We start from the raw sequence: 26,129 nt of genomic DNA, 5'->3' as shown, positions 1-26,129 counted from the left end.
AACAAACAGTAACGCCACCGAGAAAATCAGGGAACTTTCAGGGCCCCGCAAGGCACTTCCCATAAAAAGGCTGCGGCCGGCGGGTGCGATGCGCGACCGTAAGCCCGGCCGAACGGCCTTGAGTGTGCCGCGCATCGCACCCGCCGGCCGCAGCCGTAATTAAAACTAGGCGTCCGTGCTATTCAGTCAGCCACAATCTTGGCATACTCGTCAGCGCTAAGCAGGTCAGGCTCGTCATCCTCAAGCTCGATCTTGAAAATCCAGCCCTCGCCGTACGGATCGTCCGTCACAATGCTCGGATCGTCCGCAGCCTCGTTGTTGACGTAGCGGATGGTGCCAGCCACCGGCGAGACCAGCGCGGTGACCGCCTTGGAGGATTCGAATTCCGCCACTTCGTCGCCAGCTTCGACCTGCGTACCGACTTCAGGCAAATCGATGTACACGAGTTCGCCGAACTGTTCGGTGGCGTATTCGGTAACGCCCACCATGGCGGGTTCAACGGAGGAATCCACCCACACGTGCTCGTCGGAGTATTCGAGGTGCTCGGGCACGTCGAGGTTCACTTTGCTATCGTTTGCTTCGCTCATGCCGCCCATTGTACGGCGTATGCGAACGCCGCGCACCCGCGCCACGCGTAACGGGTCAGCGTACCGGTCCGGATGGCATGGCGCCGACTACCTGCACGATGGTGCCTTCCGGGCAGTTGTCGTAGATCCACTTGGAATCGGCTTCGTACATGTTCACGCAGCCGTGGGAGCCGTAGTGCGCCGGGTCGCCGTGGGCGATGCCGTAATTGTTCCAGCTTGCCGTGTGGAAGCCTTCGCCGCCGTAGAAGTAGCTTACCCACTTCACACCCTTGGACAGGTAGCGCGAGCCGTCGTCGTTCAGGCCGGTCATGTCCTGGATCTGATACTTGAGGTAGATGTAGAAGGTGCCCAGGTCGGTTTCGTGCTTGCCGGTGGTGCCCGTGCACACCGGGAAGGTCTTGACGGCCTCGTCGTTATGATACACGGTGGCAGTTTGCGCGGTGCGGTCCACCACGATGCGGTATTCGCTCTTCTTCTGCACGGTTTTGAAGTTCTGCACATCACCGTCCACCGGAATGGTGGCGCCTTGGCCGTTTTTGAGCGCTTCGCCGATCTTCGGTGCGAGCGCCTCCATGTTCTTGACCTTCACGCCGTTCACGCCTTTGACGATGGTGGCCAGCACTTTGCCGCTGTTGTCGACGGCGTCTTCCTGGTCGACCGCGTCCTGGTTGAGCTGGGCTGGGACCTGCTGCTGCACGTAGTTGGTGATGGCGTTGTCATCGTAGGACAGCGAAAGCGTGCCGTGTTCGAGGTCGGCGTCGGTTTTCAGCCATGAGGCCACGACTTCGGCTGGAATCTGGAAGGTCTTGCCTTGTCCGTTGTCCAGCACAATTGGCGCATTCAGTCGCGCGTTTGCCTGGTCGGCCACGTTTTGGGCTTCAGGCAGTGCGACCGGCACGTCGATGGTTTCGTACGTAATCGTCACGCTGCCGCTGTGCCCCGGGTTCGCGATGGCTTTGGCGACCGTGTCGATCACGTTGTCCACCTTCGGGGACCTGCCGCCGCGGCCTTCCACTGCGACGAAGGCGTGCGCGTTGACATCGTACGATGCGGTGGACGGTACCGCGCGGTCGGTGTCCTGCACGAATTTGTCGGTGACGAACGTTCTGAGGGCCAGCTTGTTGGATTTGGCGTTCAGCGGCACGTTCTTCTTGACGAACGGGTTGACTTCGTTGATGTATTCGAGTGCGCCGTTGGTCTGGTGCTTAGCGGCGAGCAGTTCCGTGACCGTCTTGTCGACGTTGTAGCTCACGCCGAGGTCGCTCAGGCTGCCGGAAGCGCTGTTGCCGTTGCCGTCCTTGATGTTCACGGTGGTGTTCTTCACGGCGGCCGTCACCGTGTTTTTCAGCTGGTCGGCGGTCTGTCCGGCCACGCTGGTTCCGCCGAAGGTCACGCCCGGCGCGGCCTTGTCTTGGAAGTACCAGCGTGCGGTGAAGAAGCCGGCGATCGCGGCGACCACCAGTACGGCGAGCACGATTCCGGTGATAATCAGTGGCAGTTTGCGTTTCTTGGCCACGACGGCTTCTCCTTCGACCGGCATGGTGAGCACGGGAATGGCGGGAGCGGGCGTGGATGAGGGCATGTCACCGGTAGGAATGGCACCAGTGGGAACAGCTCCGTTGGGGACAGCTCCGGCAGGCGTGGTTTCGGCGGCACCAGCCGTCGGGAATGACTGGAACGGCTGGGTCTGGTCCGATGCGAAATTCAACGGCGGCATGGTCTCGGTGGCGGCGTTGGACACGTCATCCTGTTCGGACACATCGGCCACGTCGGCAAGATTGATCGTATCGCCGTTCTCACCAGACTGCGGCGGCACGGCATTCACCCCTTCAAACGAGATGCCGGCGAAGCTGTTGTCCGTATCGCTCTGCCCACTTCTATCAGACATGTATGTGGTTTCCTCATTCACTCTCTTAACGGTACATACCATGCAGCATGATACGCAGACGAGTGCCCAAACGAATACCTAAACAAGCTCCCCCGGCAACCGCCCCGAAGACAGGCTCAGCCGATACCACCTTTTAATGGCAGGTCTTGTCACGGCAGGTCGTGGCCGAGCCATTCCTCAATCATGTAGCGTGCGATCGTGGCTTTGCCCGGAGCCTCCATACGTCCCGAAACCAGTTCGCTCATGTATTCGTCGCGTGTGACCCAACGCGCCTGCAACGTTTCCTCGCCGTCCACGTGCACGTCGGTGGTGACCGCCACGCCTTTGAACGCCATCATGAGAGACGAGGGGAACGGCCACGGCTGGGAGCCGAGGTATTTGAGTTCGCCTATTTCGATGCCGACTTCCTCTTTGGCTTCGCGCCGGCATGCGTGCTCCAGGTTTTCGCCAGCCTCCACGAATCCGGCCGAAACCGAGTACAGGCCGTTGTTGCGCCATGCGCTGTTGTGCTGCAGCAGCAGACGGTCATCATGGTCAACGATCGCGGTGATCACCGCTGGCTCGATTCGGGGGAACAGCAAACGATTGCCATCCTCATCGTTTGTGCAGTGCTGAGCCCAGCCGCCGAGCGCTGGTTCGACGGGCGCGCCGCACGTCGGGCAGTGACGCTGCCGGGCGTGCCACATGCTGAGCGAAATGGCGGAGGTTGCCTGTCCGGCTTCGCGTGCGCTGGCGTGGGGTGCGAATCCGCGCAGGTCCACCCAGTCGAATCGGGTTGCCGCGCTTTCCAGCAGCGATTTCGCGTTTTCCTGCGATTCGTGCGCCGGCACTTCGGCGAACGCGTCGTCCGCTCCCCCGCTGCGAGCCGTCGCAGCCGTAATCGTCGTATCGTTCGGCTGGACGTGCGTCACGTCCACGGCGACGACGTGCTCGCCTAATCGTCCGCCGTACGAGCCGAGGAATATGGCGAGCGCCGATGGGTGCGATTCGAGTTCCGCGGCAACGTACGCGCCCGGCAGTTGGGCGAGGCGCATTTTCACGTTGGCGTAGTCGGCGATGGCGCCTTGGCCGTGCGGCACGGCCACTTTGCCGTCTTTGACGAGGATGACTTTCGTTGCCGGTTCCGCCAGGACTTTGGCGAACAGGTCGGGTTCGCCGCGTCGTGCCACTTCGTAGTCGATGTCTCCTTGGGCGAGTGGCAGGAACGGCAGGGTCTGCGTCAATGCCAGTGGCGAGAACACGCTCATGGTTGTGTTGCCTCTTTCATGCGTGTTATATACGGAATATATTCGTTATACATACGTAGCACATATTTCGTATATACGTTTTATATATTTTCTCTATATCTTGTCGATACGCCGGATGGTCTGCCACAGATAATCGTCGCAGCCGGCTCAGCCGACTCGCTTCACCAGTTCCAGCAACGCGGCGGCCACCTGGTCGGGGTGTTCGTACGCGCTGAAGTGGCCGCAGTCGTCGATCACCGTCATCGTCACGTCGGTTTTCGTCATCGCGTCGGCGACCGGCTTCATCACTGCCGGCGGGCTGGACGGGTCCTTGTCGCCGCAGATTACTGCGACTGGCACGTTGATGTTCGGCAGCACGTCGTTCAGGTCGGGGCGGCCCGCGGCCATGCGTTCGCGCCAGGCGATGCCGTCGGCGGGCTGTTCGTTGATCCACGTTTCGAACTGCCTGCAGTAGGCGTCCGACTGTTTCACGGTGGAGTCGGCTTCCGACGGCACGGCGAATCCCATGACCGGCTCGTGTGTGCCGGTCGTTTCGCAGTCGGTGGCGATTGCGACGCGCTTCAATCGCATGTCGGCGGAGTCGGCGTCGGCTTTCGTGTCGCACAGGGCGAGCGCCGCCACCGCTTCCGGATGCAGGCGTTGGATGTCGAGAATCAGGTAACCGCCCATCGACAGGCCCACCCAGATGGCCTTGCCGTAGCCGGCGGCGTGCAGCAGGCCCACGTACGCGTCCGCCATGCGGTCCAGTCCGTATGGGAACGCGCCGTCGGCGTCCTTGCCGCCGCTGTCTTCGTCGGACGGAATCGGTCCTTCGCCGGCGCCGGGCATGTCCGGAGCCCAGATCGCAAATGGTTTCACGCCTTGTTTCACAGCTTGGTCGCGTAAAGCCGCCGCGCACTCGTCCCACATGCGGTGGTCCACCGGGAAGCCGTGCACGAGCACCACCGGCGTGGTTTCGGTATCGTTGCCGCCGTCCGTATATATGTTGTTGTTCAGTTCAATCGTCATATTTTTCTAATCCTCCCCTATCTGCCTATTCGCCTAGTTTGACTAGCTCTTGCCTCGCGTGCGCGGCTTGTCCTACTTGCCGGTCCATGCGAGCGCCTGCCGCACGATGGTGCCGTAACCATTGGCCATCTGCCCGACGAAGGTGTCGAGCATGTCTCCGGACGGGTCGACCCATTCCACATCGAGCGTCTCGTCCTGCGGCTTGCAATCGCCAGCGATCGGCACCACGTAGCACAGCGCGATCGCATGTTGGCGTGGATCGTAATAGTCGGACAGGCCGGGTGTCGGGAAGAATTCGGCCACGGTGAACGGCTGCAGGCTGATCGGCAGCTGCGGCAGGGCGATATCGCCCAAATCTTTTGCGACGTTGCGCGCCACCGCTTCACGCAACGATTCGTGGTAGAGCACACGTCCGGCGATCAATGTGCGTTCGATGCCGCCGTCGTCAGTGACGCGCAGCAGCGAGCCGATTTGCGCCACCCTGCCGAGATCGTCGGTGCGCACCGGCACGACCACGACGTACGGAATCGGTATTTCGCGGCGCATGCGGTTGATTTCGTCCGATGGGAGCCATCCCGGAGGGTTGCCCATTCCGCGGATGAAATCCTCCGGCGTAATGTCGTCGAATTCCCCGCGATGGCGGTTGGCGTCGAAATCGCCCTCGTCGGGCACTTCATCATTCATCACTGGCATGGTTCCATTATCACGCACGGCATGTGAATGTCACGTGCTTCCGATTCTTCCCATAGCGCAATCGGGTGCGGCAGTGTGTTTGCGTGGCGTGCGGCTATATACTTTTCGCAAACGGGCTTTCGCAATATTGCGCAGCATTGCACGATATTGTTTTTTGAAATCGGCTTATAGCGTAAGCCGGGGAATGGGGAACGCATATGGCAACGCATGCAGTCACTTCGCAGGATTTCAACCAGGTCGTCGAATCCAATGATCTGGTGTTCGTGGATTTCTGGGCCACGTGGTGCGGTCCGTGCCGTGCATTCGGCCCAACGTTCGAGAAGGCAAGCGAGGCGAATCCGGACGTCTATTTCGCGAAGGTGGATATCGATCAGAATCCCGATCTGGCCGCCGCGGCCAAGGTTCAGGCAGTGCCGACGCTGATGGTCGTCAAGAAGCAGCAGATCATCTTCCAGCAGGCCGGCGCGTTGCGCGCTTCCGATTTGGATGATCTGATCAGCCAGGCCAAGGCGTTGGATATGGATGCGGCCGCTTCCGATGGGGACACCGCTTCCAGCGGAGACGCCAAAGTGAAAACGCCAAGTAGTCAGTCGGAACGATGATTCGGCCCGTCGCCTGCGCGTTGCATACGTTATCTTCAAGTTCCTTGGGGTGCGGTAGACTATATGCAGTTGCGCGCATTCCGGCGGAACCCTAGCGGTTGTGCGCCGTGCCCTAGGCACGGAATCCGCCGAGGAATTGTACCCGATGTAGGAGCAGAATGGCTAGCCATAAGAAACATGCCCAACCAACTACGTTTGCCTTGCCGGGCAAATCTCAGATGGTGAAGATTGTCGCAACGGTTGCGGCAGTGGGGCTGTTGGCCACTGGCGGCATCGTGTCGCATAATCTGTACGCCACCGCGGAGAAGTCTCCTGCCAAGCAGGTCACCGCGTATTCCGTCACCGACAGCATCGAAGCCTCCCGTGGCAACGCCCGTGAGGCGCTTTCCGGAGATACTTCGTACGTCACCGTGAAGATCAACGGCAAGACCCGCGTGGTTCCCGGCATGCATTTCACCGACGTGAAGTCCGTGCTTGACGCGGGCGACATCACCCTTGATACGGAAGACACCGTTTCCCCGTCTTTGGATACGAAGGTGAACGAGAACACCGTCATCAAGATCGAACGTGCCGGCGCTTCCGTTGAGGTGTCTGATACGGATATCGCGTTCAACACGGTCAAGAAGGAGACCTCCAGCCTGCCGAAGGGCCAGGAGAAGGTCGAGACCGAAGGCGCGAACGGTGTTATGGAGACCACGAACCTCGTCACCAAGTCCGGCGGCAAGGTCATGTCTTCCAATATGATCAGCTCTTTCGTGAAGAAGGCTCCGACCGACAAGGTGATCCTCGTCGGCACCGGCTCCTCGTCCACGCCGTCCGCGGCCGCAGCGTCGATCGGCACCACCGTGCCGGCTGGCGAAATGCAGCAGTGGGCTCACGATTATCTGCTGTCCAGCGGCTATTCCGAGGCCGATTTCACCGCCACCGTGTACATCATTTCTCATGAGTCCGGTTGGAATGTCGCAGCCACGAACCCAAGCTCCGGCGCGTACGGCCTGCCGCAGGCGCTGCCCGGTTCGAAGATGGTGAGCGCCGGTGCCGATTGGGCCACCAACTACCAGACCCAGCTTAAGTGGTTCTGGGGCTACTGCGCACAGCGCTACGGCTCCATCCAGGGCGCCTACACCTACTGGCAAGCCCACCACTGCTACTGAGTTTTAGTTTTTCAGACAGGAGAGGCTCCGCACACATTGTGCGGAGCCTCTCCTGTCTTATATGCCTCTTTTATATTTCATATGGAAAGATGCAGGCCATTCATGGCGTTACGGTTGTTTATGCACGCAATTCATTCATCGCTTTTATCGCGGCCCTTTTGGCCATCTTACGCGTGAGCGAACGGCCAGACGCAACGGGCTCGAAAAAGCCGTCATGCTCTTTTTCCACCGTCCATCGCCAACCAAGCACGTTATTTTGAGCGACTCGAATACTGAACGAAGATCCTACACGCCCACTACCTGCCACATTCATTCCAAGCTCCCTTTTTCAGGATTTTTGGGCTGGATGCATACGTACTCATTATTAGCGTTTATGGACGTTTCGCACAGCCTATCAAGATACTGCATATAGTACAGCACTCACATCAAGAGAACTGTACTATATGCGATTTTTCAAGCTGAGCGGAATATTGTTCACTTACTCGCCATCTTTGGCTGTATGATGCGAACCTTTGCGGGGACCACGCTTGCCGGATACACCCTTTGCAGCATCGGCCACAGCAAAAATGACAACCTTCTCATCCGGGTAGGACTCGCCATCCATGGCGAAATAGGCGATCTGGTCGTCTGCGACCGGCGGGAAAGTGAAATACTTCTGCACCGCTACCAGCACATCGGTGGTACGCACGGTCACGGAAGAAGCCTTTCCTGCAGCGTCAGAGTCGACGCCATCGGCCTTGCTTCGCTTGGTCTTGCAGAACTTGATGGCGTTCTCGTCTTTGGCGTCGCATGCCTGGACTGCGATCTTCTTCTGCTTGTCATTCACCAGCAATTTCACGTATGCCGGGCATCCGAGCGCTTCGGTCACGCCTTTGGAAAAGCGAACGGATGATTCCATGACCGTCATGGTCATCTTATTGGTGGTGGTCTTTTCTCCCACTGCTTCAAATCCGTCAAGAACAGACATGCCAACCCCTTGAAAATATAGGATATTAATTACATGCAATATAATACAACAATTCGCATAAATACACCCTTTTTTTCACTAATAAAATAGGGGGTATCTCCGCTTTCCAGCAGAAATACCCCCTGTATTTCCAAGAATATAGCAATAATTCATAGACTTCATTGAACAAGTTTTCATTGAGATGAATTCAAGGAAAACATGCACCAATAATGTCGAGAATTACCGCGCCATATTTCAATAGTTGTATTTCACATCATTGGTCATTTTGCCACACGGCGTCTGATCGAGCTTCATATCAGCCGTGGCCTTGTCAGACACGGTCACGTCGAACTCGTACGTCACGCTCTTGCCAGGTGCGATGTACGCCATACTGGAGTTCAATGGCTTGCCGTCCATGGTGGCATTGCTACGGTCACGCACATCACCGGTCACGGCGATTGATCCAATCGAACCACCTGCAGGCGCGTAAATCAGCACACGCTGCGCGGATGTGCCACTCGGCGCCACGGGCACGCCACCAACGCCCTTCTGCTCACCACCGAGAATGTAACTCGTGCAGGTAGCCATTTCCGTGGAAGTCATACGGTTGGTCAGCGTGTACTTCACGTGGTAGGTCTTGTCACCTGTCTTGGTCACTTCGCTGGTACGGTCGATATACCAACCCATCTTCGAAGGATTCTGCTCGCTGATGTAAATGCCCGTTTCCGGATTGGTCTCGCTCTCAGGCGCATTCTTGGCGAGTCCAGCACCTTGGAAGTACTTCGCTTCGTCATCGTGGAACGTGTAGGCGTAGAAGTGGCGGTTCTCGGCCAAATCACCGATGCTTTGCGCCACCTTCATCATCTTGTCCACAGTCATGTTGCCAAAAGCGCCGTCCATCACCGTTTTGGCAATGTACTCGAAGTATTCGTCCTGCTGTGCCACAGGAACGTCCTTGTAGATGGTGTTGAGCATGTATTCGGCGGTGTTCTCGCCGGTAAGCACAGTGCCGTTGGACAAAGTGACTGGTCCGTTGATCTCCACCATCTTCTGGATGAACACCGGATCCACGGAAATCAAACCGTCGATGTTGCAGGCATATTGCGAACGCTGCCATGAAGCGTTGAGCATTTCCGCGTTGCGGGAAACATCCGGCACCGCGAAGGTGTCTCGCACGTCGAAGGAGAAACCCAACGGCCTGTTGAATACCGCATGTTCCTCAGCGGTGCCGTTGTTGCCATTGACGAACTCACCATTCGGGTGGAAGTCCCCCACCGCGATTTTGCCATGATCCGCAGTCATGGTGCCGAGAGAGCCAACCAAGCCGCCGCCGGAACGTGTTTCGGATGTGGTCTGTGCCGCCAGCAAGTATGTGCGGGCACCGTTCTGGCCGAGGAAGGAAGGCAGCATGTGAGTGGCGTTGCTGACCTGTCCGACCAAATCGGCGATATTGTCAAGCTGGTCCTTGCCCTGCTGATAGGCTTTCTTCACCATGCCGATTTTCGGCTCGGCAAGACTGTCATACTGCTTGTTCTGCTGCTGCACCTGCTGGTTGAGCTTGTCGAAGTTGCCTTGCGCATCGGTGATTGGCTGCAGGTTGAGTTGCCCTTCCGCACCGGAAAGATTGGCCCCGGCAAGCTGTTGCACCGCAGTGGTCAACGATGGCAGTGTCTGCTGTGCAAGGTTGTCCACGACTTCCGTCATGCCTTGCACAGTGGCGATGTCACTGCCGACGAACGGCATTTTCGCAGCCACGTTCCATAGTGAACCGTGCGCAATCTGCTTGGCCTGCGCCGTCTGCTGCTGAGCCTGCGCGATGGACGCCTGCGACGCGGCGGCATCCTTGAGCTTTGCAGGGTCATTGATTGCGGATAGTGAGGATATGGCTTGCGATTCGTGTGCCTTGACGCTTTTTGCCTGCTTATACAGTTGCATACCAAACACTGCGGCAATGGCAAGTAGCACGATCAGCACCGCAAGTACAATAAGCGTCACATTCCGTGCCGTATGTTTTTCCCGTATTGCTTGAGCATGTTGCCCCATGCTTTGCTCCTCAAATCATTAAGCACTCAATTTGACTATTCCAGCGCATTATTGTGCCACATGGCACCCCTTTTTTTCGGCCGCCAAATGAAATTTCCCTCTGTTCCATCACAAGAACAGAGGGAAAATCACAGAAAACCCACTTATTGGCTCAGTACGATCCACGGCCAGTGAAGATTACCTTCACGGTTTTGGCAAGAATCGCAAGATCTCCAGCGATGGACCAATTCTCAATGTAGGAGACGTCCAAATATTCGCTTTGCTCCTGTGAAAGATCCGACCGGCCGGACACCTGCCACGGACCGGTGATGCCCGGCTTGACCAGCAGTCGGGCGGAATATAGGGAACCATAGCGGGCCACTTCTTCCGGCAATGCCGGGCGCGGACCGACCAGAGACATATCGCCCTTGAGCACGTTGTAGAACTGCGGGAACTCATCCAAAGAAGTCTTACGGATGAAGTGACCTACCTTGGTGATACGCGGATCATCTTTCATTTTGAAGATGAACCGGTCTTCCTGCCCAGTTTCCTCAGCGAGTTTCTTCTTCAGCTCCTCAGCATTGGTGACCATGGAACGGAATTTATACATTTTGAACGGCTTGCCGTGCAGTCCGATACGGGTCTGAGAGAAGAACACCGGACCGCCATCATCAAGCTTGATGGCGATGGCGACGCCGAGAAGAATCGGAGAGGAAATAATCAGCGCGCACAGTGAGCCGATGATGTCCAGCAAACGCTTGATTACGTTCGCAGCTCCCGTGTACTGCGGCAGGGAAGCCAACAGAACTGGCTGTTCCGTGGTGTTTCGCAGATACAAACGGTGACCGCTCACATCCGCCAGGGAGACCGCCAAGGCAAGTTCCATACCCAGCGACTCCACCGCAAGAGAAAGACCATGCAACATTTCGGAATCACGCGAAAGCACGTCAGCCACATAGACTTCCTGTACACCGAGGCTTTCGCAAATACGTGGGAATGCCGAGTTGAAAGGAATCACCTTAAGTTTGCTGGAGCCTTCGATATTGGCATCCGGTGTGTATGAGGTAACCACATAAGCGTCTTTTGAAGCTGGATCCGCTTCAATTGGGCATACAGCAACTGGTTCGTACCCCCAATTCATGCAGTTGCGCATGGTCTGCAAGGCTTTGTTGATGCCATCGGAAGATCCGATGACCACCGTTCTGTACTTGCAAGAGCCTTTGCTGCGGTGACGATGCAACGCTTGACGCATCTGCCAACGTGCGATGATATCCAAGAAGAAGGCGATGACTGGCGCGATAATCAACGCAGTACGGGGCAATGCAAGTTTGAAAATAAATGCAAGGCTGCAGTATGAGATGATGGTCAGCAACGACGCATTGATGATTTTGGCATACAGCTCATAGCCGTCCGCCATAACATGGCGGTGGTATGTGCCCGCGAATGCCAAGCACAGCAACCAAATCAGGCTGAACAGAATGAGGAAAAGCCAAAACGGCATCACATCGCCGATGGCATCGAAAGCAGCACCGTTGATTACAAGGCTGACGGTCAACGAAAGCAGCATCACTGCCAAATCGATGGCGATCAGGCTGGCGACGAAGGCGAAACGCCACCGGGGAGTCGATTCAGCCTTGCCGCGCCTATGTCCTTCCTTTTCCGCAGGAAACGGGGTATTGGAAAAAGTCATCGGCTCGAACTGCTTTTGCAGACGCTGATTCTGCATGGACGCGTATGCCTGTCGATGCGCATTGGACGAGACGATATGAATCTCTTGAGTCCTCATACCTTGCTCGCCGTTTGGTGCGCCGGATTCACCGGTATTCACGCCTTGCATGTATCTCCCTCCCCTTCAGCTGCATACGGCAAACAATTTACCACAGCCCCCCCCCCAGAAATTAAGAGGGACCTATGGGGGTACCATTCGCTATATCCAAATCCTTCTCCGGTATGGCTTATTCGCCAGCAGTACCTGTATCTGAATCGCCGTTGCCGTTGCCGGTCGAACCACCATTACCGTCATTCGAATCGCCGTTACCGCCGCCGTTTGAATCGCCGTTGCCGTTGCCGGTCGAATCGCCATTACCGTCATTCGAATCGCCGTTACCGCCGCCGTTTGAATCGCCGTTGCCGTTGCCGGTCGAATCGCCATTACCACCGGTTGAGCCACCATTGTTATTGCCACCGGTCGAACCACCACCGTTCACACCGTTTCCAGAGCCCGGACCAAATTGCCACGTATATGTGTAACGCCGGTTCGTAGTGCCGTTATTGGTATTCGAATTGGTATTCGACTGGGCATTGGCCGCAGTTTGCTCCGCCACAGACTTGTTTACGCCGTCAGAAGTCGAGGAAATCACCTTCGAAGCGTTCTGCATGGCCGCAACATCGGTGCTTTTGCCATCGAGGAGTTTCTGGGCAGCGTCAATCGCCTTGGCAAGCGCGTCACGTGTCGACTCGTCCGCAACCTGGCCTGCAGAACCGTCAAGCAACGTCTTTGCGTCGGCAATGGCCTTCTGCAATGCGGCAGTCGTCTTATTCACTTCCAAAGCTCGCTTGCTGGCGTCCACAGCTGTGGCTGCTGCGGTAACGGCCTTGGTCTGTTCTTTGATATTGCTGATCTGCTTGCTCATGCTACGGGCGTGCGCACGCAGTGTGGTTTCGGACAGCAGCACCGAACATCCGCCGACCGTCTTGAGGTTTTGCGCCTTGGTCACGGCCTGAGTGAGCTGGTCGATTGTGGCGGCATCCGCCACCTGGTTTGCCGCAGTGCCCTGCAGACTAGTTGCCTGTTCGATGGCGTTTTGCAGTTTTTCGTTGGCTTTGGAGTATTTGGATTTCGCCTTCTCACATACCACCACTGCCGCACGCTGTTCTTTCGAATTGATACGATTGCGTACCACGATGACACCGGCAATAGCAACCGCCACTGCCGCAATCGCAGCGACAATGGCAATAATCTTTCGCTTGTCCGCAGACGGCTCTTTCGGTGCGACCGGAATGGTTTTCAGCGGATCATGTTCCGGATCTTCCGCGGCCAGCTCCTCTAGGTCGGTTATGCCACCTGATGTATCAAAGGCCTGAGTCGCTTCGACGTCCTGTTCATCTGTCGAAGAGACGAGGGGTGGCAAAGTGGCGGTTTCCTCGGCATCGGCTGGTGCAACCGCATCATCGAAATCGACGGTATCGAGCGGCATACTGGGAATATCCGCGATTGTTGGCGCAGCCGAAACCGGCTGTTCCGTTTGCGCAGGCACGGAGGAAGCGATGGTGCGGGGCTCAGCAAGCGAAGCCTCATCCGCACCATCGGCTTCTTCCGAATCGGTAGGCTGCAATTTGGGGAAGGTCAGCGGAGGAATATCCCAGCTGGTGTCCACCACATCCCGAGATATGTTGGACAAAATACCGTTCATAGACTGGGAATCATCGTTCTCAGTTGCCATACACCCCTCATTCCATGGAGAAGGGAACCATCAGTGCCGCTTCTTCCCCTTCGCGCGATGGCTGCTGCGCGGCGCACCATCCTCATAGTAATAGTAATAATTGGAATGCGTATTGGTCTTCTTCGGATCTGCACGATTGAAGATGAAGCCAAGTACCGGCACCTGCGCGGTGGCGAGCGTGTCGGCCGCCTCCTGCAGGGACTTCTTCTCGCACACGTTGCGGCTGACCACCAGCAGAAGGCCCTTGGCCCAACGGCCGAATACCGCGCCATCGTTGGACACCGTCAACGGGGCGGTATCAATAATCACGTAATCGTATTGGGTGAGCGCCTGCTCCACCATGAGCTTCATGGTTTCGGAACCCAGCAGCACGCCAGCGTTCGCCGGCCTCTTGCCGCCAGGCAGAATGTGCAGGTTCGGCTTCCAGTAGCTCTGCACCACGTCCTTCGGGCCCATCTGTCCGGACAGCACGTGCGCCAGACCGGCGGCACCTTCAATGCCCAAGTGGTGAGCAACGGACGGGTGGCGAAGATCAGCGTCGATAAGCAGTACTTTCGCACCATCTTCAGCAAGGGCCACCGCAGTGTTGATAGCCATGGTGGTCTTGCCTTCGGACGGCTGCGCAGACGTGATGACAAGCAGCTGGCCCACACCTTCGGTGCGGTCGGTCTGCAGGAACTCAATATTCGTATGGATACGGCGGAATTCTTCGGCGATGGCACCGTTGGGCTGGCTCACCAACACCGGGCGCTTATCATCAAGCGAAGCGTCCATCGGAACGGAGCCAAGGGAGGATGCTCGGACGATGCCGCGCACGTCGGAAGTCTCTTCAACCTTGGTGTTGAGGAGGTCTTTGATGAGTGCGGCGAACACGCCGATGATGATGCCGAGCACCACACCGACAGCCAAATACAGGGCAGTCTTCGGCGAAGACTTAGACGTCGGGACCTGTGCCTTCTGCACGATGGAAAGCTTCACCGGGGACTTATCTCCGGAGTACAGGTCGCTTTCAATGACGTTCTTCAGCGATTCGGCAACGGAATTGGCGATGTCCGCGGCCTGCTTCGGATCTCCATCCACCACGGCAATGTTCACGAATGCGGTGTTGGTCGGATTGGTGACGGTGACCTGGCCGGCAAGATCCGTCACAGTTTCGTCCAGACCAAGATCATCAATGACCGGCTTAAGCACCTTCGAAGTGGTGGCAAGCGTCGGATATGAGGTGATTTGGTTGGAAATGTAGCTGCCGCCAGCGGACTGCTGGTTAATGTCGACACCATTTTGAGAAGCATTGTAAGTAGCCATGGTCTGAGCCGTAGCCGTATACTTCGCCGGAGCGAGGAAGGTATAGGCGCTCACGCCTGCCACCACCACCACGAATGCAATAATCGCGGTGGCCAGATGCTTACGAATGATTTTGAGCAGATCCATCAGAGTGATGCCGTCATCCGCTTCCTCAACTACCCCTTGCGGTGCGGTAGGCTGCTGCACATTAGCGTTCTCTACAGAAGTCACTGAACTTCCCCATCTCACGTTGACAATATCCTTTCCAAGGATAATCTTCCCCCTCGAACTATTCCTCATCCCTTCATACATTGAACACATTTTTTGGGAACTCAAACAGATAAGCTATGAAATAAGGAACATTCCCTGTCGATATCGTGCGCGTGCGAGACTTTTTGGCAATATTTGGCATATTCAGTGGCTGATTTTGGGCGGGCTGTTTCTGACCGCAAGAAAAAGTGCCACCGGCGACCGTGTCAAGTGAACAAGGCCGCCAAAATCTGTTGTCAGCCTTTCCTACGCCCAGCTTAAGTAGATTGAGGAGAACGACAAGGCAAGCTGGAAGAATACGCTGTCCCGTCAGCAAGGCGTGTATGTAATTACCAATACCGATAACGGGAAACTGTATGTGGGAAGCGCCACCGGAAGGAACGGCATATACCAGCGTTGGCAGGACTACATCCGCGATGGTCACGGAAACGATACTGGGCTGATTGCCATTGTGAAACAGCACGGGTTGGAGTACGTGCAGGCGCATTTTCGCTACACGCTTCTGGAACATTACGACTTCACCGTGCCTAGAGACGTTGTTCTCGCCAGGGAATCCTATTGGAAGGAGGCTCTGGATACGCGCAAGCATGGGTATAACGGTAACTAGATATCTCCAATACGGCAACAATAAGCACAATGAAACCACCGCTTTTAGCAGAAAATTGCAAAACGCGTATATTTCTGGATATAATCTCAGTATCAAAGGAGCAAAATATACTTACGAGGCAACCCGATGCTGATTGATTTTAGTTTTTCGAACTTCAGGAGTTTCCGAGACGAGCAGTCTTTCTCCATGACTCGCGAAAAACGGTTCATGGAATCTGATGAGTCTCTCCATTCTCCAATCGCAGCCATATACGGCGCCAATGCATCGGGAAAGTCCAATTTTCTGAAGGCATTGCGCGCTATGCGCAACATGGTGGTAAATAGCTACAGCCAAGGGGATGCAAGCAGTCCTATTCCCAGGGAACCTTTTCTGTTACGAAAGGATCCTTTCTCGCATTCGTCCATGTTCTTCCTTGCATTCATCGCGAACGATGGACTGAAATACCAGTATTGGTTCCGCTATGACAATGAACGGATTCTTGAGGAAGATCTCATCTTCTTCAAAAAACTGCAAGGACGTTTTTCCACGCACTCCTCTCTGCTGTTTTCCCGTTCCTCAACGGATGGGGTGAAATTCGGTCCTTCCTTCAAAGGACCTCGCTCACAAGTACGCAAGACCATAGAACTCAGGCCGAATGCACTTCTGCTTTCCGCAGCCGCAGCTGCCGGTATTGAGTCCATTCGGCCGGCATTTTCATTCTTCCAAAGTGGCATAGCCTATTACGAAGCAAGCGCTTTCGAACAGGAGCAGCCTACGCTGTTGGATGAGTTCAAGAAAGAGACACCGCTTTCGAAACATCTGGCCACATTGATTAGGTATGCAGACTTCGGCATCAGTGACGTGAAAAGCGTTCCTGTGGACGTCCCACCGGATCTCTGGGCTCAGTTCAAGGAAGAGATGCATAAGCAACTCGGCATGGATGAGAACAAAGTGGATGAGACATTCAATGTCAAGAACGCTTCCCAGCTGATGTTCACTCATACCGGCGAATCATCTTCCGCAGGATTCGGTCCTGATGATGAGTCCAGGGGCACCGTTGCTGCGCTGTCATTCTTCTCGCTTGCTCTTCGCCAGCTGTCGAAGCAGTCGGTGACGCTTATCGACGAGATCGATACCAGTCTGCATCCGGCTCTGGTGAAGGAGCTGGTGGCGCTGTATGCCGACGCGGAAACGAATCCTCACGGTTCCCAGCTTATTTTCACGACTCATGACGTGTCGCTGATCAATCAGTCCGGTTCGGCAAAGCGTTTACTGGCACCAGATCAGATCTGGCTTGTGGAAAAGAACAAGGAAGGCGTTTCGGAATTGTTCCCGGTGACCAATCTGGGTATTCGGAATATGGAAAACATCGGCAAGAACTATCTCAACGGCGTGTACGGCGCCATACCACGGCCTGATTTTCATACCGCTTTCGCCCAGATCGTGAATGTGGTTGATGCCTGATGTCGAAAAAGCGAAACGTTCCTGCACATGGACGTAAAGCCGCACGGTCGCGCCGACCGCGCAAGAGACGCTTTCTTGTCGTGGCCGGCGGAGCAGTCACTGAGAAACAGTATTTCAAGCAGCTTGAGTCCCTATACGATGTCATCATTGACTATCAACAGAAGAACAACAGCCCTAAGCAGCTCGCGAAGCTCGCTGTTAAGTTGAAGAGGGAAGACAAGCGAGATACTTCTACAGATTGTTATGAACGAATCTGGGTGGTGGTCGATGTTGACGATTTTCACGACCACGGCGAAGCAGCGAGAATCTGCAATGACAATGGAATCGAACTCATCATTTCCAATCCTTGCTTCGAGGTCTGGCTGCTCGACTATGTGACGGCTTGCCCGTCAAGCTATACACTGACACCTGATGTCGAGTCAGCTGCAGCAGAAGCTAAAGTTGTCGGCGGAAACCGTAACAAATACATCAACACCGAGCTCATTGACAAAGAACATCTCGATGCCGCCATACGCAATGCAGCCCGGCACAATACAACGGAAAACCGCCAGGGGCGTAACAGACTCGCGCCTAATCATGAGCAGGAATACGCCCCTTGGACCGATATGCCAAAAGTAATCGAAACGCTGAAATCTAATAAACAGAGCTGAAAGGAGAAACATGGCTCTACCCATCCGGGTAAATTTCGAAAACCCCTTCATAGATATTCACACTGGACGAGGTCAAGGTAGCTGCACATTCGCAAATGGATTCGACTGCATCTGTTCATGCGCAGGTATCGCACACGCCCAATTACTCAGAATGGTCCTTACTCTCGAAAACAGTAAGAAACTACCTGACAAATATAAGAAGGCTCTTGCTGATAAAATCCAAACTGTCCAAGCCCATATTGTCGATATTCCACACGATAAAGCAACGGCAATCATCCATGCGCAGAGACAACCTGAGCGCGTGTTCTTTCTTTGCGAGGATATAACTCATCCCATAATTGATTATTGCCGAGTAATTGATATACCTCACTGGGCAAAAGAGAATTCCATGACGAGTCAGCAAGTGTCAAGACTTTGCGCTTGTGTACAAAGACACGGCATTGATTCTTTCAAGGATTTAGCCCCTAAAGCCGGCGAATATTTGTCCCAAGCACACGTACTTTGCGACATCGTAGCTTCTATCGCATTCGCGCTCAGCGAAGCCGCAGACACGATTCCGGATGAAGATACGTTTATCAATGCCTGCAAAGCAGCATTCACTCTCTCACGACGTAACTCACTAGGATTCGGCCCATCGCGAAATAGACATAGGAAAAACACAGTCGCAGCACGCAAATCACGGCAGGAAAACGATGATGAGGAAAGCCAAAAACGATACTCTGATGGAGACTCCATCTCAAGTAATCTGCTCACCAAGATTTTAATGGATATCAGTAAGGACGTTTACGCCCTACTGATGGAGTACAAACCCCAGACGAAGCAATTCCTCCAAGCGGTTCAGGCCACAGCAATATTGTTTTGCCCCGATCCGGATAGCCATAAGCTCACATGGGACGTGTGCTTCATTCCACTATTCCAAACGGAAATCTGTGATGACCTGCGTAGCAAGTTGAATCAAGACATCATTACTGCACTTGAATATGGGAAAACGGATATCTGGGACAACGGGGCTAGGGCATACTGGTAGGCAGAGCTGACTTGATGTGGCGCCTTGAAGACGCTGCATCAAGTCAGTTCTTTTGGTTGGGGACGAGCATGATCTCGCCGTCGGCAATGCCCTTGAGATGCTGGCCGTAGGGGCTCTTGCCGTAACGATCCGCGGACTCCATGAGCTCGTCGCGCGTGATCCAACCGTTCTCGAAGGCGATCTCCTCCACGATTGCGATCGGCAGACCCTGCGCACGCTGCACGGTACGCACGAACTCCCCCGCCTCGAACAAAGAATCCATCGTACCGGTATCCAACCACGCGTAACCACGACCCAACGTACGCACGTTCAGCATGCCCGCATCCAAATACATACGGTTCAAATCCGTGATCTCCAACTCGCCACGCGCACTCGGCTCCACCCGCTTCGCGTACTCGACCACGTGCTCGTCGTAGAAGTACAGGCCGGTCACCGCGTAATGCGACTTCGGCTTCGCAGGCTTCTCCTCGATGGACACGGCCTTCCTGTCCTCGTCGAACTCGACCACGCCATACCGTTCCGGATCGTCGACATAATAGCCGAACACGCTCGCGCCCTCGCCGGACTCGGCCTTCGCGACCGCGCCACGCAGAGTCGCGCCCAGACCGTTGCCGTAGAAGATGTTGTCGCCCAACACCAGCGCGCACGGCTCGCCCGCGATGAACTCCTCACCCAACAGGAACGCCTGAGCCAACCCGTCCGGGCTGGGCTGCACCTTGTACGAGAACCGCACCCCGTAATGCGAACCATCACCCAGGAGCCGCTCGAAGTTCGGCAGATCCTTCGGCGTGCTGATGATCAGGATGTCACGAATCCCGGCCATCATCAGCACGCTCAGCGGATAGTAGATCATCGGCTTGTCGTATACCGGCAGCAGCTGCTTCGACGTGACCGTGGTCAGCGGATACAACCTCGTGCCCGAACCACCGGCAAGAATAATGCCCTTCATGTGGATTCCCCTTCTCTATTGCGTATTGTCAAATGCCGGGCGACCCCGCGAAGAGAGCCGCCCAAGCATGGTCCGCTACTTGTTCAGTTCCTTGGTAACGTATGCCTTGAGGGACTCCTCCCAATCGGGCACTTTCAACCCGGTCGCCTCGATCTTCGTCAGATCCAACGCGGAATACGTCGGACGCGGGCTCACCGGGTTCTTCGCGTTCGCGAAATACTCCGCAGTGCTGATAGGCTCGACCTTCTCGCCGTTCCCGTTCGCCAGATCGAACACCCCACGTGCGATATCCGCCCAGGACCTCACCGCGCCCGACCCGGTCAGATCATACGTGCCATACGCGGCGTCCGAACCGAGCAGGTGGAAGATCGCCTCGGCCATATCCCTGGTGAACGTGAGCCGCCCGTACTGGTCATCCACCACCGTCACCTTCGGTAGCTCGCCCTTCGCGACCCGGCCGGACAAGCCCATCATGGTCTTCACGAAGTTATGGCCCTCGCCGATCACCCAACTCGAACGCAGGATGTAATGACGCGGCGCGTTCGCGACCGCGATGTCACCCGCGGCCTTCGACTGCCCGTACACGCCCAACGGAGCGAACGATTCGGTCTCGTCGTGCAGCTCGCGCGTCCCGTCGAACACGTAATCCGAGCTCACGTGCACCAACGTGATGTTATGCTCACGGGCCACACGCGCCAACAACGCCGGCCCCTGCGCGTTCGCCTTCCACGCCAAGGCACGACCCTCCGGGGTCTCCGCCCTGTCCACGGCCGTGTACGCGCCCGCGTTGATGATCGTGCCATACAGGCTCCAGTCGAATTGGTCGTACTGGGCCGGATCGGAGAAGTCGAACGTGTCGATGTCGTTGAACTCGAACCCCTCCAGACCATGGCTCTCCACGTAGTCGCGGATCGCGTGGCCCAGCTGGCCGTTGCAGCCCGTCACCATCGTACGACGCGGCGCCATGGGCTTCGCATCCCTGAGCATCGGATGATGCAAATCCGCCTCGGACCGCTCGGACTCCTCCAACGGGATCGGCCACTGGATGTGCAGGTCCGGGTCGGCGAGGTTCACGAACGTGTACGTCCTCTTCTGCTCCAGACTCCAGTGCGCGTTCACCAAGTACGTGTACACGGTACCGTCCTCCAACGCCTGGAAGCTGTTGCCCACGCCACGCGGCACGTAGATCGCCTTGCTCGGATCCAACACGGTCGTATACACCTGGCCGAACGAGTCGCCCGGACGCAGGTCCACCCACGCGCCGAACACGCTACCGGCAGCGATGCTGATGTACTTGTCCCACGGCTCCGCGTGGATGCCACGCGTCACACCCTTCTTCGCGTTGAAGCTGATGTTGTTCTGCACCGGACCGAAATCAGGCAACCCCAACGCGGTCTGCTTCGCACGCTGCCAATTCTCCTTGAACCAGCCACGGTTATCGCCATGCACCGGCAGATCGAACACAATCAGGCCGGGAATGTTCGTCTCCACGGCCCTCAAATCCTTCTCGAAATCCATCACTCACTCCATCCTCAAAAAACATCAAAACACAGGCGGAAACCGGCACGCCCGGACCCGCGTCCCCCACGCGGACGGACAAGGAAAGGGAGCATGATCCGATTCCCCCGCCCGTCCACGCGGTCCGGGCCTCACTGGCCCTGCCGCTTGTAACGCTCCTCGGTCGCAGCCTTGGCCGGCTCCCACCAGGCACGGTTCTCGGTATACCATTCGATCGTCTGCGCGAGACCAGACTCGAAGTCCGTATGCTTCGGCGTCCAGCCCAATTCGGTGCGCAGTTTGGTCGAGTCGATCGCGTAGCGGCGGTCATGGCCCGGACGGTCCTTGACCCAGTCGAACGCGTCCTCCGCCTGACCCATCATCTTGAGGATCATGCGAAGCACGGTGATGTTATTCTGTTCGCCGTCCGCGCCGATCAGATACGTCTCACCGATACGGCCCTTCGTCAGGATCGTCCACACGCCCGAGCTGTGATCCTCGGTGTGGATCCAGTCGCGCACGTTCTCGCCCTTGCCGTACAGCTTCGGACGCTGCCCGTCCAGGATGTTCGTGATCTGACGCGGGATGAACTTCTCCACATGCTGGAAAGGCCCGTAATTATTGCTGCAGTTCGAAATCGTCGCGCGGATCCCGTACGTGCGCGTCCACGCGCGCACCAGCATGTCGCTCGCGGCCTTGGTGGAGCTGTACGGGCTGGACGGATGGTACGGCGTATGCTCCGTGAACCTGGCCGGATCATCCAACGCGAGATCCCCGTACACCTCGTCCGTGCTCACATGATGGTAACGGATGCCATACTTCCTGACCGCCTCCAACAGACGGAACGTGCCCTCCACATTCGTCCTCAAAAACGGCTCCGGATCCGCGATGGAATTATCGTTATGCGACTCCGCCGCGTAATGCACGATCGCGTCATGACCAGGCACGATACGGTCCAACAGATCCGCGTCGCAGATATCACCCACGACCAATTCTACACGGTCCTCGGGCAGACCCGCGATGTTCTCCGGATTGCCCGCATAGGTGAGCTTGTCCAACACGGTCACATGCACGTCCGGATGATGGTCCACCACGTAATGCACGAAATTCGAACCGATGAAACCACATCCACCGGTCACGATAATGTTCTTAGGAGTAAACGTCTCTTCAACCACACCCCCGATTTTACGACACAACATCTATTCGCATTACGCATGATGTTATATGCAAACTTTCCTGAAAGAGAAAACGTTTTATGTATATATTTCATACAACCTTTATCCAATGGCCCCGAACTCACGTTTGCATCCACTGAAAATTTTTGCAAACCCCTTTTCAATACTCCCTCACACCACAACTTGCAATCGTTACGCATTCCGCATCCACAAATCGCCATTCAATCGGGGGCTACCCCTGCAAAAACAACGGCAAGTTTTTGCAAAAACCATTGTTATTGCAGCAACGATTTTCATTGACATTCTGCCATTTTCCACTCTTTAGCACTCCGCAAAAGGTATAGAATATACAGCATACGTTCGCAATAGAGCAAACGTTATCAGAGAAGATAAACCCCCGTCATAAGGGGCCGTCAGTAAGGAACAAAGGAGTCATGAAACATCGGAAACCCGCACCGGCCTGGCATAGGCTGGGGCTGAAGATTAGCAAGAAAGTGGTGGTCGGCATCACCGCCGCGGCGACCGCCTTCGGCGGACTGGCAATCGCCAGCACCGCAGCACAGGCCAGCACCGATCGCGACAGCTACGCCGACACCGTTGAAAACACCACGTTCGAACAGGCGCGCAAGCATTACGGACTGGCGCAGCAAATGAGCGAGGGCGCCACCCTGCATGCATGGGAGTGGAGCTTCAAAACCATTGAGGAAAACATCCCCGCTATTGCCGAAGCCGGTTACACCTCCGTGCAGACCGAGCCGATTTCCGCTATTCATAACGGCGGCAAGGGCATGATCTTCACCGAGAACTGGTACTACGTATATCAGCCGACCGACACCACCATCGGCAACTGGGTGATGGGTACCGAAGATGATCTGAAGAGCCTGTGCAACACGGCTCACAAGTACGGCGTGCGTATCATCGTCGATGTGGTAGCCAACCATATGACCGCGACTTGGGGCGCCATCGCCGATCGTTGGAAGAAGTCCGAGTACTACCACCACGACTGCAATGACGGTGATGTGCAGGATTGGAACAACCGCTATCAGGTGACCCACTGCAAGCTGCTCGGCCTGTATGACATCAACACTGAGAACACCAAAACCGCCAACATGATGCACGATTTCCTCGTGCAAGCGGTCAACGACGGTGTGGACGGGTTCCGTTTCGATGCGGCCAAGCACATCGAACTGCCGGACGAGTATAACGGCTCCCAGTATTGGAACATCATTCTTAACAATGGCGCGCAGTTCCAATACGGCGAAGTGTTGCAGGATTCCATCTCCCGCGATAGCGACTATGCAAAGCTGTTCTCCAGCCACAGCAAGAACGGCGGCGGCGTCACCGCATCCTCCTACGGCAGCAAGCTGCGCGGAGCCCTGAATTCGAAGAACCTGAACGCCGGCACCCTGTCCGATTGGAGCAACTCCGCCAGCCCGAGCAATCTTGTCTCTTGGGTGGAATCGCATGATAACTATTCCAATAGCGATAGGGAATCCACCGGCATGAGCGAATGGCAGATGACCATGGGCTGGGGCGTGATCGGTTCCCGTTCCCAGACCATGCCGCTGTACTTCGACCGCCCGGTCGGCTCCGGCGGCAGCCAGCCGCAGTTCGCCGAGAAAAGCAAGCTCGGCGATGCCGGTGCGGATTCTTGGAAGGATGCGCAGGTCGTGGCGGTGAACCACTTCCGCAATACTATGAACAACAACAAGGCTTCGGAGTATCTGCGCAACTGCGGCGCGAATTCCTGCCTCATGGTGGAACGCTACATCAAGGACGGCAACTTCAAGAACGACGGCGTGGCCATCACCAACATGGGTGATACGCAAGAGCTGTCCGGCACTGCCACCAACCTTGACGACGGCACCTACAAGGACCAGGTCTCCGGCGGTACCATCACCGTTTCCGGCGGCAAGATTACTTCCGGCTCTGCTCCCGGCGGCAAGATCAGTGTGTTCTTCACCGACAATTCCGGTTCGGTCTCCGCAACCCCGGGCGACAGCTCGTTCAAGACGGACACCACTACCGTTACCCTGAATGCGAACAACGTCACCGATGCCACCTACACCACTTCGGAGGGCAAGTCCGGCTCGTATCAGGATGGCGACACCATCACCATCGGCGCTTCCACGGCGATCGGTGACACCATCACCGTGAAGCTGCAGGGCAAGGATGCGGATGGCCAAACGGTCTCCGCAACATACAAGTACACGAAGAAGGATCCGGCCGCCACCAGCACGGCTTATGCGAAGAAGCCGAGTGCGTGGAGCAACCTGTACGCCTATGTGTATGTAGACGATTCGAGCGCCACCACTTTGAAGGAAAACGCGAAGTGGCCGGGCGAGCCGATGACCAAGGTCGCTTCGGGAGACACTTGCGGCAAGGATGACGAGTACAAGTATGAGATTCCCGACGATCTCGAGGGAAGCAATACTCGCATCATCTTCAACGATGGCAATGCCACGAATACCCAGAAGTACCCTGCCGACACCACCGAAGGCGTAGATGCCGCTGGCCTCAAGATCGACGGCAATTACGCTTGGGACGGCAACACTTCGTCCGGCACTTGGGAGGCCCGCAATTGCGTGGTCACCCCGACCAAGTCCGTTAAGATTGATCAGTCGGATTACAGCGTGGACCTGTCCGAGGGCGTGGCCACGAAGCAGTTGACCGCCACGACCGATCCGAAGGGCGCGTCCGTGAGCTGGAGCTCGTCCGACAAGGACGTGGCGACCGTCAGCCCGAAGGGCGTGGTCACCCCGAGGAAGGCCGGCAAGGCCACGATCACCGCGAAGTCCGGGACCAAGACCTCGTCGATCACCGTGACCGTGACCGGTGAGCTTCCGCCGGACCCGGTCGCGAAGAACACCGTCTACGCTTCGAAGCCCTCGGGCTGGGGCAAGATCTACGCGTACGTGTACACGGGCGACGGCGCGACCGCGGCGAACAACGCGGCCTGGCCGGGCGTGGAGATGACCGCCCCGAGCGCGACCGACGGCTGCCAGCAGACCGACCTGTACAAGTACGTGGTCCCGGACAACCTCGCCAAGGGCGCGAAGGTGATCTTCAACGACGGCGGCAGCCAGCAGTATCCGGGATCCCGCCAGCCGGGCCTGGACTACAACGGCGGCATCGTGAAGTGGGACGGCTCCTCCGCGGCCCTGGCCGCGGTCGAGTGCGAGACCACCATCCCGGTCACGTCCGTCTCGGTCTCTGGTGATGGCGTGAAGGACGGGAAGCTCTCGCTGAAGTCCGGGGCGAGCGTGCAGCTGACCGCGACCGTGAATCCGTCGAACGCGACGGACCGGAAGGTCACGTGGACGAGCTCGGACTCGAGCGTCGCGAACGTGATGGGCACGGGCGTGGTCACGGCCGGTTCGAAGGCCGGCACCGCGACGATCAAGGCCACGGCGGGCGGCAAGTCGGCGTCCGTCCAGGTCACGGTCACGGGCGTGCCGAAGCAGCCGATGACGGTGTGGTACAAGCCGGCGTCGTCGTGGAAGACCGCGAAGGTGCATTACCAGGCGAACGGCAAGTGGACGGGCTCGGCCCAGCGGATGACCCTGTACAGGAACGGCTGGTACAGGTACACGATCCCGGACACCGCCGGCGGGCAGGTGCGCATGGCGTTCACGGA

20 protein-coding genes are annotated in these 26,129 nt (G+C 56.7%); 7 read left to right on the top strand and 13 right to left on the bottom strand.

The genetic code is table 11. The features are described from left to right. Nucleotides 1-182 precede the first annotated feature (182 nt). The 5 genes from gcvH to KSX58_RS07550 all read right to left on the bottom strand — a co-directional run bounded on the left by gcvH (nucleotide 183) and on the right by KSX58_RS07550 (nucleotide 5,423). Nucleotides 183-587, bottom strand: a complete 405-nt coding sequence (gene gcvH / locus KSX58_RS07570) for a glycine cleavage system protein GcvH (RefSeq protein ID WP_033500058.1) — start codon at nucleotides 585-587, stop codon at nucleotides 183-185. 55 nt (nucleotides 588-642) lie between these two features. Next, complete coding sequence (locus KSX58_RS07565; protein ID WP_237976474.1) at nucleotides 643-2,475, bottom strand: L,D-transpeptidase; 1,833 nt, start codon at nucleotides 2,473-2,475, stop codon at nucleotides 643-645. Nucleotides 2,476-2,624: 149 nt separating this feature from the next. After that, nucleotides 2,625-3,722, bottom strand: a complete 1,098-nt coding sequence (nudC, locus tag KSX58_RS07560; protein WP_011743826.1) for an NAD(+) diphosphatase — start codon at nucleotides 3,720-3,722, stop codon at nucleotides 2,625-2,627. Between the two features lie 147 nt (nucleotides 3,723-3,869). Next, a complete protein-coding gene (locus KSX58_RS07555) occupies nucleotides 3,870-4,730 on the bottom strand; it encodes an alpha/beta fold hydrolase (RefSeq protein ID WP_085393435.1) in 861 nt (286 codons plus the stop codon). Nucleotides 4,731-4,802: 72 nt separating this feature from the next. Further along, nucleotides 4,803-5,423, bottom strand: coding sequence for a DUF4916 domain-containing protein (locus tag KSX58_RS07550; protein ID WP_085393436.1), 621 nt, complete (start codon nucleotides 5,421-5,423; stop codon nucleotides 4,803-4,805). Between the two features lie 197 nt (nucleotides 5,424-5,620). Between KSX58_RS07550 and trxA the strand changes: the two genes are divergently transcribed. Both trxA and KSX58_RS07540 read left to right on the top strand, forming a co-directional pair. Then, nucleotides 5,621-6,025 carry a thioredoxin gene (gene trxA, locus KSX58_RS07545; protein ID WP_003806768.1) on the top strand — a complete coding sequence of 135 codons (405 nt, stop codon included), beginning with the start codon at nucleotides 5,621-5,623 and terminating at the stop codon, nucleotides 6,023-6,025. Nucleotides 6,026-6,183: 158 nt separating this feature from the next. Then, nucleotides 6,184-7,179 (top strand): G5 domain-containing protein, encoded by a 996-nt coding sequence (locus tag KSX58_RS07540; protein ID WP_034984031.1) that lies wholly within the window; start codon nucleotides 6,184-6,186, stop codon nucleotides 7,177-7,179. Nucleotides 7,180-7,657: 478 nt separating this feature from the next. On the opposite strand, the gene KSX58_RS07535 is transcribed toward KSX58_RS07540, so the two are convergent. From KSX58_RS07535 to KSX58_RS07515, 5 genes are all read right to left on the bottom strand, one after another. Beyond that, a complete protein-coding gene (locus KSX58_RS07535; protein WP_038444888.1) occupies nucleotides 7,658-8,146 on the bottom strand; it encodes a hypothetical protein in 489 nt (162 codons plus the stop codon). A gap of 234 nt (nucleotides 8,147-8,380) precedes the next feature. Further along, nucleotides 8,381-10,120, bottom strand: coding sequence for a DUF4012 domain-containing protein (locus KSX58_RS07530; protein WP_254882450.1), 1,740 nt, complete (start codon nucleotides 10,118-10,120; stop codon nucleotides 8,381-8,383). A gap of 199 nt (nucleotides 10,121-10,319) precedes the next feature. Continuing rightward, nucleotides 10,320-11,984 (bottom strand): sugar transferase, encoded by a 1,665-nt coding sequence (locus tag KSX58_RS07525; protein ID WP_081337173.1) that lies wholly within the window; start codon nucleotides 11,982-11,984, stop codon nucleotides 10,320-10,322. 118 nt (nucleotides 11,985-12,102) lie between these two features. Continuing rightward, nucleotides 12,103-13,590: a hypothetical protein gene (locus KSX58_RS07520; protein WP_052946239.1), complete on the bottom strand. Its 1,488-nt coding sequence runs from the start codon at nucleotides 13,588-13,590 to the stop codon at nucleotides 12,103-12,105. Nucleotides 13,591-13,620: 30 nt separating this feature from the next. Next, nucleotides 13,621-15,030, bottom strand: coding sequence for a polysaccharide biosynthesis tyrosine autokinase (locus tag KSX58_RS07515; RefSeq protein WP_179140437.1), 1,410 nt, complete (start codon nucleotides 15,028-15,030; stop codon nucleotides 13,621-13,623). 433 nt (nucleotides 15,031-15,463) lie between these two features. Between KSX58_RS07515 and KSX58_RS10635 the strand changes: the two genes are divergently transcribed. The 4 genes from KSX58_RS10635 to KSX58_RS07495 all read left to right on the top strand — a co-directional run bounded on the left by KSX58_RS10635 (nucleotide 15,464) and on the right by KSX58_RS07495 (nucleotide 18,871). Next, complete coding sequence (locus KSX58_RS10635; protein WP_179140436.1) at nucleotides 15,464-15,751, top strand: GIY-YIG nuclease family protein; 288 nt, start codon at nucleotides 15,464-15,466, stop codon at nucleotides 15,749-15,751. 207 nt (nucleotides 15,752-15,958) lie between these two features. After that, nucleotides 15,959-17,194: an ATP/GTP-binding protein gene (locus KSX58_RS07505; RefSeq protein ID WP_229029445.1), complete on the top strand. Its 1,236-nt coding sequence runs from the start codon at nucleotides 15,959-15,961 to the stop codon at nucleotides 17,192-17,194. Nucleotides 17,195-17,274: 80 nt separating this feature from the next. After that, entirely contained in the window at nucleotides 17,275-17,844 is a 570-nt protein-coding gene (locus tag KSX58_RS07500; protein ID WP_237976502.1) for an RloB family protein, read from the top strand. 10 nt (nucleotides 17,845-17,854) lie between these two features. Continuing rightward, nucleotides 17,855-18,871 carry a hypothetical protein gene (locus KSX58_RS07495; protein WP_143238918.1) on the top strand — a complete coding sequence of 339 codons (1,017 nt, stop codon included), beginning with the start codon at nucleotides 17,855-17,857 and terminating at the stop codon, nucleotides 18,869-18,871. A 43-nt stretch (nucleotides 18,872-18,914) separates the two neighbouring features. Here the strand turns inward: KSX58_RS07495 and rfbA are convergent, their stop codons facing one another. The 3 genes from rfbA to rfbB all read right to left on the bottom strand — a co-directional run bounded on the left by rfbA (nucleotide 18,915) and on the right by rfbB (nucleotide 22,492). Next, complete coding sequence (gene rfbA, locus KSX58_RS07490; RefSeq protein WP_118235123.1) at nucleotides 18,915-19,820, bottom strand: glucose-1-phosphate thymidylyltransferase RfbA; 906 nt, start codon at nucleotides 19,818-19,820, stop codon at nucleotides 18,915-18,917. A 75-nt stretch (nucleotides 19,821-19,895) separates the two neighbouring features. After that, on the bottom strand, nucleotides 19,896-21,338 hold the full coding sequence (locus tag KSX58_RS07485; RefSeq protein ID WP_151263698.1) for a sugar nucleotide-binding protein: 1,443 nt from the start codon (nucleotides 21,336-21,338) through the stop codon (nucleotides 19,896-19,898). A gap of 131 nt (nucleotides 21,339-21,469) precedes the next feature. Then, the gene (rfbB, locus tag KSX58_RS07480) at nucleotides 21,470-22,492 is read right to left on the bottom strand and encodes a dTDP-glucose 4,6-dehydratase (protein WP_217736257.1); all 1,023 of its coding nucleotides are present in this window, start codon (nucleotides 22,490-22,492) and stop codon (nucleotides 21,470-21,472) included. Between the two features lie 434 nt (nucleotides 22,493-22,926). Between rfbB and KSX58_RS07475 the strand changes: the two genes are divergently transcribed. Then, on the top strand, nucleotides 22,927-26,129 hold a 3,203-nt coding region (locus KSX58_RS07475), incomplete at its 3' end, for a starch-binding protein (RefSeq protein ID WP_217752059.1).

Source organism: Bifidobacterium sp. MSK.17.10, from assembly GCF_019129655.1.
Lineage (GTDB): Bacteria > Actinomycetota > Actinomycetes > Actinomycetales > Bifidobacteriaceae > Bifidobacterium > Bifidobacterium adolescentis.
This window is presented reverse-complemented; position numbering and strand designations above follow the sequence as displayed.

Coding starts and splice junctions, on each gene's coding strand:
- gcvH (WP_033500058.1), bottom strand. CDS start 587: ATGAGCGAAGCAAACGATAGCAAAGTGAACCTCGACGTGCCCGAGCAC.
- KSX58_RS07565 (WP_237976474.1), bottom strand. CDS start 2,475: ATGTCTGATAGAAGTGGGCAGAGCGATACGGACAACAGCTTCGCCGGC.
- nudC (WP_011743826.1), bottom strand. CDS start 3,722: ATGAGCGTGTTCTCGCCACTGGCATTGACGCAGACCCTGCCGTTCCTG.
- KSX58_RS07555 (WP_085393435.1), bottom strand. CDS start 4,730: ATGACGATTGAACTGAACAACAACATATATACGGACGGCGGCAACGAT.
- KSX58_RS07550 (WP_085393436.1), bottom strand. CDS start 5,423: ATGCCAGTGATGAATGATGAAGTGCCCGACGAGGGCGATTTCGACGCC.
- trxA (WP_003806768.1), top strand. CDS start 5,621: ATGGCAACGCATGCAGTCACTTCGCAGGATTTCAACCAGGTCGTCGAA.
- KSX58_RS07540 (WP_034984031.1), top strand. CDS start 6,184: ATGGCTAGCCATAAGAAACATGCCCAACCAACTACGTTTGCCTTGCCG.
- KSX58_RS07535 (WP_038444888.1), bottom strand. CDS start 8,146: ATGTCTGTTCTTGACGGATTTGAAGCAGTGGGAGAAAAGACCACCACC.
- KSX58_RS07525 (WP_081337173.1), bottom strand. CDS start 11,984: ATGCAAGGCGTGAATACCGGTGAATCCGGCGCACCAAACGGCGAGCAA.
- KSX58_RS07520 (WP_052946239.1), bottom strand. CDS start 13,590: ATGGCAACTGAGAACGATGATTCCCAGTCTATGAACGGTATTTTGTCC.
- KSX58_RS07505 (WP_229029445.1), top strand. CDS start 15,959: ATGGAATCTGATGAGTCTCTCCATTCTCCAATCGCAGCCATATACGGC.
- KSX58_RS07495 (WP_143238918.1), top strand. CDS start 17,855: ATGGCTCTACCCATCCGGGTAAATTTCGAAAACCCCTTCATAGATATT.
- rfbA (WP_118235123.1), bottom strand. CDS start 19,820: ATGAAGGGCATTATTCTTGCCGGTGGTTCGGGCACGAGGTTGTATCCG.
- KSX58_RS07485 (WP_151263698.1), bottom strand. CDS start 21,338: ATGGATTTCGAGAAGGATTTGAGGGCCGTGGAGACGAACATTCCCGGC.